This window comes from Micromonospora sp. M42 (genome assembly GCF_000568915.1).
Lineage (GTDB): Bacteria > Actinomycetota > Actinomycetes > Mycobacteriales > Micromonosporaceae > Micromonospora > Micromonospora chalcea.
This window is the reverse complement of sequence record NZ_KK037233.1, coordinates 4,701,274-4,712,870: the sequence shown is the minus strand read 5'-3', so window position 1 is coordinate 4,712,870 and position 11,597 is coordinate 4,701,274. Positions and strand designations below refer to the sequence as shown.

15 protein-coding genes are annotated in these 11,597 nt (G+C 74.6%); 4 read left to right on the top strand and 11 right to left on the bottom strand.

All coding sequences use genetic code 11. The annotated features are described in order from the left end of the window. Positions 1-13: 13 nt before the first annotated feature. The 4 genes from MCBG_RS21680 to MCBG_RS21665 form a co-directional block, all read right to left on the bottom strand. Entirely contained in the window at positions 14-1,801 is a 1,788-nt protein-coding gene (locus MCBG_RS21680) for a hypothetical protein (RefSeq protein WP_043327906.1), read from the bottom strand. A gap of 133 nt (positions 1,802-1,934) precedes the next feature. Next, positions 1,935-2,939: a glycine betaine ABC transporter substrate-binding protein gene (locus MCBG_RS21675; RefSeq protein ID WP_043327905.1), complete on the bottom strand. Its 1,005-nt coding sequence runs from the start codon at positions 2,937-2,939 to the stop codon at positions 1,935-1,937. Positions 2,940-3,091: 152 nt separating this feature from the next. Then, the gene (locus tag MCBG_RS21670; protein ID WP_051611574.1) at positions 3,092-3,814 is read right to left on the bottom strand and encodes an ABC transporter permease; all 723 of its coding nucleotides are present in this window, start codon (positions 3,812-3,814) and stop codon (positions 3,092-3,094) included. Further along, positions 3,811-4,500, bottom strand: a complete 690-nt coding sequence (locus tag MCBG_RS21665) for an ABC transporter permease (protein ID WP_043327903.1) — start codon at positions 4,498-4,500, stop codon at positions 3,811-3,813. Before MCBG_RS21665 ends, MCBG_RS21670 begins: the two co-directional genes overlap by 4 nt. A 2-nt stretch (positions 4,501-4,502) precedes the next feature. Between MCBG_RS21665 and MCBG_RS21660 the strand changes: the two genes are divergently transcribed. Next, on the top strand, positions 4,503-5,495 hold the full coding sequence (locus MCBG_RS21660) for an ABC transporter ATP-binding protein (RefSeq protein WP_043327902.1): 993 nt from the start codon (positions 4,503-4,505) through the stop codon (positions 5,493-5,495). Positions 5,496-5,497: 2 nt separating this feature from the next. On the opposite strand, the gene MCBG_RS21655 is transcribed toward MCBG_RS21660, so the two are convergent. The 7 genes from MCBG_RS21655 to folP all read right to left on the bottom strand — a co-directional run bounded on the left by MCBG_RS21655 (position 5,498) and on the right by folP (position 10,176). Next, complete coding sequence (locus MCBG_RS21655; RefSeq protein ID WP_043327901.1) at positions 5,498-5,989, bottom strand: hypothetical protein; 492 nt, start codon at positions 5,987-5,989, stop codon at positions 5,498-5,500. A gap of 83 nt (positions 5,990-6,072) precedes the next feature. Further along, entirely contained in the window at positions 6,073-6,375 is a 303-nt protein-coding gene (locus MCBG_RS21650; RefSeq protein WP_030502043.1) for a hypothetical protein, read from the bottom strand. 60 nt (positions 6,376-6,435) lie between these two features. After that, positions 6,436-7,668: an ABC transporter permease gene (locus MCBG_RS21645; RefSeq protein ID WP_043327900.1), complete on the bottom strand. Its 1,233-nt coding sequence runs from the start codon at positions 7,666-7,668 to the stop codon at positions 6,436-6,438. 115 nt (positions 7,669-7,783) lie between these two features. Next, positions 7,784-8,272: a DUF3180 domain-containing protein gene (locus tag MCBG_RS21640; protein WP_104114026.1), complete on the bottom strand. Its 489-nt coding sequence runs from the start codon at positions 8,270-8,272 to the stop codon at positions 7,784-7,786. A gap of 85 nt (positions 8,273-8,357) precedes the next feature. Further along, positions 8,358-8,885, bottom strand: coding sequence for a 2-amino-4-hydroxy-6-hydroxymethyldihydropteridine diphosphokinase (gene folK / locus MCBG_RS21635; RefSeq protein ID WP_043327898.1), 528 nt, complete (start codon positions 8,883-8,885; stop codon positions 8,358-8,360). Then, positions 8,882-9,241 carry a dihydroneopterin aldolase gene (gene folB, locus MCBG_RS21630; RefSeq protein ID WP_043327897.1) on the bottom strand — a complete coding sequence of 120 codons (360 nt, stop codon included), beginning with the start codon at positions 9,239-9,241 and terminating at the stop codon, positions 8,882-8,884. Before folB ends, folK begins: the two co-directional genes overlap by 4 nt. Continuing rightward, on the bottom strand, positions 9,238-10,176 hold the full coding sequence (folP, locus tag MCBG_RS21625; protein WP_084789677.1) for a dihydropteroate synthase: 939 nt from the start codon (positions 10,174-10,176) through the stop codon (positions 9,238-9,240). Before folP ends, folB begins: the two co-directional genes overlap by 4 nt. A gap of 359 nt (positions 10,177-10,535) precedes the next feature. Here folP and MCBG_RS21620 point away from each other — a divergent pair, with 359 nt between their 5' ends. The 3 genes from MCBG_RS21620 to MCBG_RS33145 all read left to right on the top strand — a co-directional run. Continuing rightward, on the top strand, positions 10,536-10,850 hold the full coding sequence (locus MCBG_RS21620) for a hypothetical protein (protein ID WP_043327895.1): 315 nt from the start codon (positions 10,536-10,538) through the stop codon (positions 10,848-10,850). Positions 10,851-10,864: 14 nt separating this feature from the next. After that, positions 10,865-11,227, top strand: a complete 363-nt coding sequence (locus MCBG_RS21615) for a hypothetical protein (protein WP_013288977.1) — start codon at positions 10,865-10,867, stop codon at positions 11,225-11,227. 49 nt (positions 11,228-11,276) lie between these two features. Continuing rightward, positions 11,277-11,597: hypothetical protein (locus tag MCBG_RS33145; protein WP_043327894.1), on the top strand; the 321-nt coding region annotated here is incomplete at its 3' end.

Here is an 11,597-nt window from a genome sequence, read left to right as displayed (position 1 = left end):
CCGTCCCGGACGCTCAGCGCCAGCGGTCGGCGGTGTCCCGCTGCTGGCCGTGGGCGCCGCGCTCCGAGCCTCGCCATTCCGGTTCCGGCTGACGCCACTGCGGTTCCGGCTGACGCCACTCCGGCTCGGCCGGACGCCACTGCGGTTCCGGCTGACGCCACTGCGGCTCGGGCTCGGGCTCGGGCTCGCGGCGCGCCGATTCGGGCTGACGCCACTCCGGGGGCGGCTGGCGCCACTCCGGCTGGCCGCTGCGCTGGGTCGGCGGCCGCCACTCGTCCGGCACCGGCACCCCGCCGGCCGGCAACGCCGGGTGGCCGTCACCCGGCCCACCCGCGTCCGCCCTGCCGCCGCGCACCGACGCCCATCGGTCCTCGATCCGGTACTCCGTGCCGGCGCTGTCGGCGTGCATCGCGGCCCGTCGCTCCCCGAGGCGGATCTCCCGGCCCGCGTCGTCGTCGCGAACCGCCGCCCAGCGGTTACCCGCACGCAGCTCGGACCAGTGATCGCCGTCCGCCCGGTCCCGGCCTTCCCGCGCGTCCAGGGCCCCGGACGCGCCCGGTTCGCTGTGCCGGACGGCCGGTTCGCTGTGCCGCGCGGCGGGTTCGCTGTGCCGCGCGGCCGGTGGCCAGGCCGGAACGTCGGCCGCGCCGCCCGGCGCCCAGCCGGCCCGGTCGTCGCCCGACCACTGTCGCTGCTCCTGGGCCGCCGCCCGGCCCTGGTCGTCCGACCAACGGCCACCCACGGACCAGCCCTGCTCCCCGCCGACGCCCGCCCACGGATGCTCGGCGCCCGCGCGTCCGGCGTCGGCAGGCGAGTGCCCGTCACCCGGCCCGAAGCCGTCGTCCCGCGCACTCCCGACCCGGCGGCCGTACCCGGAGCGCTCGCCACCCGCCGGAGCACCCCAGCCGCTGTCGTCCGTGCCGGTCCGTCCCGCGTCGGCCCGGTCCTCGCGGCCCCGCTCACGCTGCCCCGCGCCCCGGTGATCGGCCGGGTCGCCGCCCCGGGAGCGGTCCTCGTCCGACCAGCCGCCGGGGAATCCGCCGTACCGGGAGCCGGTCGGCTCGGCGCCACCGCCGACGATGGTGTGCCGGGTGGTGACGTGCACGGTCTCGGTGTGGTGGACCACGCCCACCGGGCGGGACTCCGGCCGGGCGGTCGGATCGGACACGCGCGCCGACCCGTACACGCCGCTCCCGGGCCGGTCCGGCGGGCGTACCGCCGCCCGCGCCGGCTCGGCGTCGTGGCGGCCCGCCCGCGGCGGTTCGCCGTCGGGCTCGCCGCCGTAGCGGCCACCGGAGTACGCCGGACGAGCCGGTTCGTCCTCGTCGCGACCGGCCGGGTGACCCCGATCCGCCTCGTACGCCCCGGCGGCCGGCACCCGGGCCGCGCCGCTCGGGCGATCCTGGGCGGGCGCGGAGGCCAGTCCGGCGGCCGCCGCGTCGAGCCGATGCCGCACCGCCCCGGCCGCCTCCTCCGCCCGGCGTGCCTGGTCCAGCGCCTGGTTGCCGCGTTGAGCGGCGGCCACTATCTCGGCCCGCAGCTCCCGCCGGAGCTGCTCCAGCTCCTCGCGCAACTCCTCGGACGCCGCGCCGCCCGAACCGCCCTCCGGCCGCAGCGCGATGGACAGGCCGATCAGCACGACGGCGAGGATCGCCAGGACCGCGCCGAACCGGAGCGAGCCGTTGCCGTCGGCGATCAGCAGGATGAGCGCGGCCAGCGGCGCCAGCCCCACACCGGCCCAGAACAGGGCTGTCAGCGGGGTGGGGTTGCGCTTGTCGGCAGGAGCGACCGAGGCGGGCATGGCTGAGCACAGTACCGAGAGTTCCACCTGAGGGGAACGGGTCGGCGTGACTCGATGTGCGGGCCTGCTGAGCAGGCAACCGCCCGGGGTGCGCGGCCGGCCGGCGCGAGTGGCGCCGGCCGGCCGCGGCGCGTCAGCTCGTGGCCAGCGCGGCGTCGGAGGAGAAGACCAGGCCGACGCTCGCGGCGCCGGTCTTCAGCGCGTTCTTGGTCTGCGGGCCGCCCGCGTCCAGCGAACTGAACGAGCCCGCCTTGAAGTCGTAGACCTCGACCAGACCGGCCTGGCACTTCGGCCGCTGCGGGCACTCCGGCGGACCGGCGAGCACGGTGGCCTGCCCGGAGCACTTCGCGGCCAGCTCGGAGAGCGTGGACACGCCGTACTTGTCGGCGAACGCCTTGGTCACCGCGAACGCGTTCTGGTCCTGCGCCTGGGACGGCTGGCCGAAGACCAGGCCGGCCTTGTCGCCCTCGGTCTTCAGCGCGGCGACCGTCTTGTCCAGCTCCGGTGAGGAGACGGGCTGGGCGTCCTTGCCGTTGGCCTTGGTGTTGAGGAACTCCGCCATGGTGGCGGCGTACTCCGGGACGACCTGGATCTGCCCCTTCTCCAGGGCCGGGCCGTACAGCTCCCGGTTGCCGATCGTCTGCACCTTGACCTGGTAGCCGGCCGCCTCCAGCGCGATCTTGTAGAGCTCGGCGATGGTCTGGCTCTCGCTGAAGTTGCCGGCGCCGACGGTGATCTGGCCGCCTGGGCCCTTCTCGATCCCGTCGGTCACGCCGTTGGCGGACGCGAACTCCTTCGCCGCCGCCTGCGGCGTCTTGCGGTCGACGTCGACCGCCCGGTTGAGCTGGATCAGCTTCGGGGTGTCGAGCTTCGCGGAGACCTTGTCCAGCGCGGCGACGAGCTGCGGCGTGGCCGCCTTCGCGTTGATCGCGGGAATGACGTTGTCGGTGTTCTGGAGCTTCTTGTCGTCGGTCAGGACGACGAGCTGGTCGCCCGCCACCGGGGCACAGCCGGCCCCCGAGGCGCCCTGCTCGGGCGCGTCGGTGCCGGACGAGCCGGCGTCGCCGCAGCCGGTGAGGAGAGCGGCCGCGGTGAGTGCGCCGAACGCCCCCGCGACCAGTCGTGTACGCGCACGCATGAGTGCCCGCCTTCCGTGTCCCGGCGCGACCCGTCGGGCCGGCCGCGTGTCCGACGGGCGAACCGGACGGCCACCCGCGACTCCAGCCAATATCCTCCGGACCCGACCGACAAACTCGGAGCGGTTTTCGTCACCCGATCGTCACCGGCGGCTCAACTTCCGGCCGTCGCAGCCGTCGCGCGGCGGTTCGCCCGGCGGCGGACCGGGCGCAGCGGACGTGGCGTGACGAGCCGCTCCACGATCGCGAGCAGCCCCTCGACGAGCAGCGCCAGCCCGGCGACCAGCACCCCGCCGGCGATGATCTGGCCGCCGCCGGCGGCGATGTCGAGCCCGAAGCCGGCCCGGATGATCTGGCCCAGCCCGCCGCCGTTGACGAACGAGGCCAGCGCGGCGGTGGCCACCACCTGCACGGCCGCGGTACGGAAACCGGCCGCCAGGTAGGGCACGGCAAGCGGCAGCTCCACCCGGCGCAGCACCTGCCCGCCGGACAGCCCCATCCCATGTGCCGCGTCCCGCGCCTCCGGGTCGGCCTGCCGCACCCCGGTGTACGCGTTCGCCAGCAGCGGCGGCACCGCGAAGACCGCGAGCGCCACCACCACCGCCGGCCGGCCGAAGCCGAGGAAGGTCAGCGGGAGGATGGTCAGCAGGGCCAGGGTCGGGATCGCCAGCGTGACGTTGGAGACCAGCAGCACCAGCCCGCCGCCCCGGCCGCTGTGCCCGAGCCAGAGTCCGATCGGCCAGGCCACCAGGCATCCGAGCAGCACCGCCAGGGCGGACATGCTCAGGTGCTCGCCGAGGCGGTCCAGCACGCCGCCGGGATTGGTCCAGTTCAGCGGGTCGTTCAGCCAGACGACCGCCTGCTCGACGGGGTTCACCGGGCGGACCTCCCGCGCAGCCACGGGGTGAGCAGGCGGCCCACGCCGGCCAGCACCAGGTCCAGCACCAGCGCCAGCAGCACGCACAGCACCGTGCCGGTCATGATCTGTGCCTTGTAGAAGTTGTTCTGGAAGCCGGCGAAGATGAGCTGGCCGAGCCCGCCCCGGCCGACCACCACACCCACCGTGACCAGCGCGACAGTCGACACCGTCGCCAGCCGTACGCCGGTGAGGATGCCGGGCAGCGCCAGCGGCAGCTCGATCCGGAACAGCCGCCCCCACCGGCCGTACCCCATGCCCTCGGCGGCCTCCCGCACCTCCGGCGGCACCTGGTTCAGCCCGGCCAGCGCGTTGCGCACGATGACCAGCAGCGCGTACAGCGCCACCACGGTGAGCACGGTGATCGCGCCGATGCCCAGGTAGGGCGCGAGGAAGGCGAACAGCGCCAGCGACGGGACGGTGTAGAGCACCCCGGTCAGCGCAAGGATGGAGGCCGACAACGACCGGAACCAGTACGCGAGCACCGCGAGCGGCAGCGCCACCAGCGCGGCGATCACCACGGCCCGGGCGGTCAGCCAGGTGTGCTCACGCAGCGCGGCCAGGATCGTGTCAGAGTTGTCCCGCACGTACTGCCAGGAGAACCACGGATTACCCGGGTCGGCCCGGTAGCTCAGGTGGAGGGACACAGGTGGACGGTACCCCGGGGGACGCTGCCGGACACGGCGCGGCGTCGATCACGCTGGAACGCATCCGCAAGCGCTACCCGGACGGCACCGAGGCGGTACGCGAGCTGAGCCTGCAGGTCGGCGCCGGTGAGCTGGTGGTCCTGATCGGCCCGTCCGGCTGCGGCAAGTCGACGGTGCTGCGGATGATCAACCGGCTGATCGAGCCGACCGGCGGGCGGATCCTGCTCGGCGACGACGACGTCACCCGGGTCGACCCGGTGGCGCTGCGCCGCCGCATCGGGTACGTCATCCAGAACGTCGGCCTCTTCCCGCACCAGACCGTCGCGGCGAACGTGGCGACAGTGCCGGGACTGCTGGGCTGGCCGAAGCAGCGCACCCGCGCCCGCGTCGGCGAGTTGCTGGAGCTGGTCGGCCTCGACCCGGCCCAGTTCGGCCGGCGGTACCCGCACGAGCTGTCCGGCGGGCAGCGGCAGCGGGTCGGGGTGGCCCGGGCGCTCGCCGCCGACCCGGTGGTGCTGCTGATGGACGAGCCGTTCTCCGCCGTGGACCCGATCGTCCGGACCCGCCTGCAGGAGGAGTTCCTGCGCCTGCAGGCCGAGGTACGCAAGACGATCGTGCTGGTCACGCACGACCTCGACGAGGCGGTCCGGCTCGGCGACCGGATCGCGGTGCTCTCCGAGGGCGGCCGGCTGGAGCAGTACGACACGCCCGCCGCGCTGCTCGGGTCACCCGCCTCGGACTTCGTCCGCGAGTTCGTCGGCGCCGACCGGGGCATCCGGCGCCTCGCCGTGACCCCGGTGACCCGCGCCGTCCTCGACCCGCTCCCGGCCGACGGGGGCGCCGGCCTGCCCACTGTGGCGCTCGGCGACTCGGCGTACGACGCGCTCGGCGCGCTGCTCACCTCCGGCGCGGAGCACGCCGTGGTGACCGAGGAGGGCCGGGCGGTGGGCCTGCTCGCCCGTACCCGGGTGCTGGCGCTGGGCGCTGTGGACTGAGCTCAGGCCCGGCCGCCCAGGCTGGCCAGCCCGACGATCCAGCCGGCGAAGAAGCCGTACGTGACGCCGGTGCTGGCGGACTGGAACGCGGCGAACAGCGAGCCGTGCGGGCCGAGGAGCGTGGCGAGCAGGGCGCTGAGCCCGGCGGCGAGCACGTACGCGCCCCAGCCGGAGAGGAACTGGCTGCCCGAGGACGCCACCCGGTCGACCTGCGGGCCGGGCAGCAGGTAGAGCAGCGCAGCGGCCAGCACGATCAGCAGGATCGCCCGCAGGTTGGTGGCGAACACGCCCTCGTCGGCGTGCCACCGCCAGGACGGCCAGGCCAGCAGCCGCAGGAACCAGCCGCCCGCCCCGGTCGGGTCGGTGGCGCGCTGCGCCCAGTCCACGTACATCGGACTGCCGCCGACGGCGACCAGCAGGAACGCGGCGAGGGTGCCGGTGCCGGCGGCCGTGCCGTACCGGGAGACGGCGCGGGGGCGGTTGCCCAGAGCCATGCGACGGTCAGTTCCCGGCCGGTCGCGCCGGGCAAACCTGCGCAACCGTCCGGCCGTCGCCGGCCGGCGGGTCGTCATCGACGTCAGTGCTTCATCAGGTAGTCGATGAAGGCGGCGCGCAGCAACGGCGCGGACTCCTCGTAGCCGTGCCCGGTCAGCTCGCGCCAGAGCGCGTTCGCCTCGTCGATGGTCGGGCCGATCGAGTTCGGCGCGCCGTCCAGCGCGGCGGCCTCGTCGGCGTTGGGCAGGTGCCGCAGGACCGACCAGAAGAAGCCCACGTCGCGACGCTCGCGGGCCAGGTTGAACGCCTGCTCGCGCAACTCCTCGGTGGAGAGCTTGTCGAGCTCGTCGAAGGTGCGGCCGCCGGGGGCAGGAGTCTCGCTCATGCCGCCGAGCCTAACCGGCGAGATCAGCTCCGGCGCGCCGGACGCACGGCCACGGTCGGGTCAGCGTTCGTCGGCGTCCCAGCGCCGGGGCTCACTCTCCCAGCGCGGGGCCTCCCAGGCCTCCACCGGGGTGTCGTTCTGGCGTACCGGCAGCACCGACGGCCAGGTGTCGGCGGGCTCGGGCGCCGGGGTCATCCCCCAACCGCCGCTCGTCGCGCCGTCCCGCAGCGGGCGGACCGGAACCGGTCCCACAGTCGCCGGCGGCGCCGGGCGGGGCCGGCCGAACGTCTCCACCAGCCGGGTGACGAGCAGCCCCGCGCCGAGCGTGGCGCCGCCCAGCGCCCACCGGCCGACCGACCAGCCCTGCGGCACGGTCCAGGCCAGGAACACCACCACCAGGCATACCGCGAGCAGGGTGCCGAAGATGCCGCCGCGACGGCCGTACGCGCTGGTGCCGCCGAGCATCACCGTTCCGACCGCCAGCACGGTCCAGTCCAGGCCGGTGCCGGGCGCGACGGCGCCGTCCCCGTTCGCGGCGATCAGCACGCCGCCGAGCGCCGCCAGCACGGTGGACGCGACCAGCGCCAGCGCGGTCACCGTGGCGGCCACCGCGCCGCGCCGCCGGGCCGGGTCGGCGACCGGCCGGAACCGGCCGATCAGCCGGCGCACCGGCATCATCGCGGCGAACAGGCCACCGAGGACGGCCACCGCGGCGAAGCCCACGAAGAGGTACAGCGCGTTGCGGCGCGGGTCGTAGTCACTCTGCACCGCGACCGGCACGCTCCGGCGCTCCAGATAGACGATCACGCCGGCCGCCCCGGCCAGGCTCGCCGCCCAGCCGGGCACGTGCAGCACCACCACGGCCAGCGCGAGCGCCAGCCCGGCCGCCGCCGCCACCGCGAGCGCCGGCAGCAGCGCCTCCCGCATGCCGCGGTCGCCCTGCTCGGCGAAGTGCAGCGCGGCGGCCAGCGCGACCGGGCCGACCGCCAGGTTCACCGCGCCGGCCCGCAGGCTCAGGCCGGCGGCCAGGGTGAGCAGGCCGAGCGCGGCCACGTCGACGAGCAGCGTCTTCAGGGAGCCGCCGCGCAGCGCGTCCGCGTTCTCCCGCCAGAGCAGCCAGGTCACCGCGACCAGCGCGGCGAGCAGCACGAACTCCCAGAGCACGTGCACCGCGATGCGGTCCCGGCCGGGCTCGCCGTGCGCCGGGTCGTCGAAGACGTGCTCCAGTACGGCGGCGGGCACGCCGGACGATGTCTCCGGCGGCGCTGTCCGACCCGCGTCGTCGTACGCCATAGACCCGCGCCTCCCAGGTGGCCGCGTCCGGCCCACGGGCGGGCGGACCGTGGCGGCCGTCGCTCTCCGGTCGCCAGGGACGGTACCGCCGGGCCGGGGTGTGGGGAACCCCGGATCAGAGACGCCCGCGCGGCGTCTCGCGGTCGCCCGGCTCGCGGTCCTCGTCGTCCTCCTGCTCCGGCACCCGGCAGGAGCGTTCCAGCCAGAGCGCGGCGGCGACGAGCGCGAGCGACGCGATCAGACCGCCGAGCGCGGCGGGCCGATCGCCCTGGGCGGCATTGGTCCGTTCCACGAAGAGCCAGCCGGTCAGGCCGGCGTAGAAGCCGGCGAAGATGGCACCGGCCAGCGCGGACGCCTTGGCCAGCACCACGAACCGGGCGACCAGCAGTGGGTTCACCGGCTCGCGGCCGGGCCGCCGCTCGATCCGGCTGCGGGTGTTCACCGCCGCGTAGCCCTCCAGCACGGCCAGGCCGGCCAGCGTGATCACCGGCAGCCAGGGCAGGTCGGGCGCGAAGTCGTAGTAGAAGCCGCTGATCAGCAGCCAGGCCACCGCGGCGGCGGCCAGGCCGGCCACCACGAGCGTGGAGGCCCGGGTCGGCCCCATCCGGAAGCGGTCGGGCCCCTGCGGGGAGCGGTCGGTGCTCACCGCGCCTCCTCAGCTCGCCACTGCCGGGCCACGCTCCTGCGGGTCATGTGTCCGACTCTAGCGTCAGATCGGGTCGTGGGCTCAGTTCCAGGGCGTCACCGGCCAGCGGCTCGGCGTTGAGCAGATCGGTCAGCCAGCCGTGCCCGGGCAGCCGGCCGTGCGGCTCGACGTCGATCCACGGGCGCAGCACGAACGCGCGCAGGTGGGCCCGGGGATGCGGCACCGTCAGCTCGGGGTCGTCGCGGAGCACCGGCTGGCCGGCGTCGTCCCAGACCGCGATCACGTCCACGTCGAGCGTGCGCGGCCCGTACCGCCGCTCCGGGTCGCGGGCCCGCCCGGCCGCCGCCTCCGCGGCCCGGGCGCGGGCCAGCCAGTCCTCCGGCGTCGCCGCCGGGTCCGCGACCATCACCACCGCGTTCAGGTACGCGGGCTGGTCCGCGTCCCCCCACGGTGGAGTCTCGTAGACACCGGAGACCAGCAGGACCCGGTCGCCGAGCGCGGCCACCGCGCCGCGCAGGTGGCCGAGGCGGTCGCCCAGGTTGCTGCCGATCGACAGCACGGCCCGGGTCACCGGGTACGCCTCATCGTGACGGCGACGTCCCGGAACGCGTGCGGGATCGGTGCCTCCGGCTTGTGCACGGTCACCGTCGCCGCGGCGACCAGCGGCTCGGCCAGGCAGACCGCGAGCAGCCGGTCGGCGAGTGTCTCGATGAGGTTCACCGGTTCGCCGGTGATCACCGCGACCAGCCGTTCGGCGAGTTCCCCGTAGTGCACGGTGTCGGTCACCTCGTCGGAGCGGGCGGCCGGGCCCAGGTCCAGTTCGAGCACCGCGTCGACCACGAACTCCTGCCCCTGGGCGCGCTCGAAGTCGTAGACGCCGTGCCGGCCGTGCGCGCGCAGGCCGGTCAGCTCGATCCGGTCGGTCACCTGTCGCCTCCACTCGCGCCGGTGGCCGCTTCCGCCGGACGGCTGCGGGTGACCGCTTCGGCCGGCGGCGCGGTCGCGGGCCGCCTGCCGGTCGCGGTGGCGAGACGGGGGCTGCCGGTGGCCTGCCAGACGGCGAGCGCGTCGGCGGTGCCGCGGACGTCGTGCACGCGTACCCCCCAGGCGCCGGCCGCGACGGCGAGCACGCTCGTCGCGACGGTCGCGGCCTCCCGCCCGGCGGTGGGCCGCGGCTCGCCCGCCGCGTCGGCGAGCAACCGGCCCAGGTAGGACTTGCGGCTGGCCCCGAAGAGCACCGGAAAGCCCAGGTCGACCAGCTCGGGCAGGCGGGCGCTGAGCGCCCAGTTGTGCGCGGCGGTCTTCGCGAAGCCCAGACCTGGGTCGACGACGATCCGGTCGGCGGCCACTCCGGCGGCGAGCGCGGCGTCGACCCGCCGGCTCAGCTCGTCCCGGACCTCGGTCACCACGTCGGTGTACGTGGCCAGCTCGCGCATCTCCCGCGAGTGTCCCCGCCAGTGCATGAGCACCCACGGACAGCCGGCGTCGCGGACCACCCGGGCCATGTCCGGGTCGGCGAGGCCGCCGGAGACGTCGTTCACCAGGTACGCGCCGGCGGCGAGGACCGCCTCGGCGACCCGGGCCCGGCTGGTGTCGATGCTGACGACGATGCCGGCGGCGCTCAGCTCACGGACCACCGGCAGCACCCGGGCGGTCTCCGTCTCCGCGTCGACCCGCTCGGCGCCGGGCCGGGTGGACTCGCCGCCCACGTCGATCAGGTCGGCGCCGTCGGCGCGAAGTCGCACCCCGTGTGCGACTGCCGCGTCCAAATCGGCGTATCTGCCGCCGTCGGAGAAGGAGTCGGGCGTGACGTTCAGGACGCCCATCACCACCGGGGTCTCCGCCCGTACCAGATCGGTCACGGAGCCGACAGTACCGCTCGTGGGCGGGGCTTCCGGCGACCGGGCGAGCCGCCGACGCAGCAGCCCTGACATGCGGATTGGAACAGGTGTACGATCGGTCTTCCGGGCGATTCACGGTCGACTCTTCGCGGCTTGTCGCAAAGGTGGCCGGGCCGTACGCTTTGGAATTGCCCAGCATCGAGATGGCGAAGCCTGGAGGGAGGGCCGAAGCGGGAAGAATCCGCCCAAAACTCACCACCCAGCGTGGTGGGTCACGGACACAGCGTTGACCACTTCCGTGTCCGCCGAGCACCATCCCGCCAGGCTTGCCTACTTGCACCAACGCGGCACCGCCGGCCGCGACCTTGGGGAGGTTTCCAGTGATCGCCATCGAGCTCATGGCAGCGGCGTCGAGCGCCGTCGACCACGCGCTCCACACCCTGGCGTCGACTCCACTCGCCGAGCCGGCTCCGAAGGGCATCGACACCGACAACGTCGTCACCTTCTTCGCCAGCAAGATCGCACCGATCCTGCTCGCCGTCCTCGGGGTGATCTTCATCGGCCGGGCCAGCCGGGGTGAGATCTCCAAGGTGCTGACCAGCTCGGCCATCGCCATCATCGGCCTGGCCTTCATCGCCGGCGCCGCCACACTCTTCTTCGTCGGCGACTACCTGATCAACCTGATCTTCGAGTAGGACGCTGGGCGACGATGCGGCTGCGCACCGACGACGACATCTACCGGGCACGCCTCGTCTACCTGGGGCCGCCCGGGTACACCCTTCCCGTTCACCTGCCGTACGCCCAGTACGGCCTGTTCATGCTGCTCGTACCCCTCTACATGTTCATCCACTGGCTGTTCACGCTCCAGGTCGAGCTCTTCCCCGCCTGGGAGATCTCGCTGGCGATCGTGACGACCTCGTTCATCTTCCGGTACGTCGACCCGGACCGGCCCGCGCGCATGGTGATCCGGACCGCGCTGACCGACTGGCGACGCACCCGGGAACCGGCCACCGAGCAGCGGGATCCGCGGCTCGTCGCGAGCCGGATCAGGATCCGGGAGGAACTGGCATGACCGGGCGTACGACAACCGTGCAGACGAACGACGCGGGTGAGGCGGTCGCATGAGTCGCTCTTCCACGCCGGGTTCCCCGGCCGGGCGTCCGGCCGGGCCGAATGGTAACCGTCAGCGATCGTTCGACTACCCACCGGACGAGGATCTGGACGAGGTCGTCCTGGACGGCGCGCTCGTCACCAGCCCGGGACACAGCCGGGTCGGTGTCTTCCAACCGCCGCGACCGATCACGCCCCGCGAGCCGGTACGCCCCGACGGCGACATCGACTCGCCCTTCCTCGACCTCTTCGGCGGCGCGCAGCCCCGGGTCCGGCGACCCGCCCCCACCCCGCCCCCGCCGGTCGAGCCGGTGGTGGCGCCGCCCCGCCGC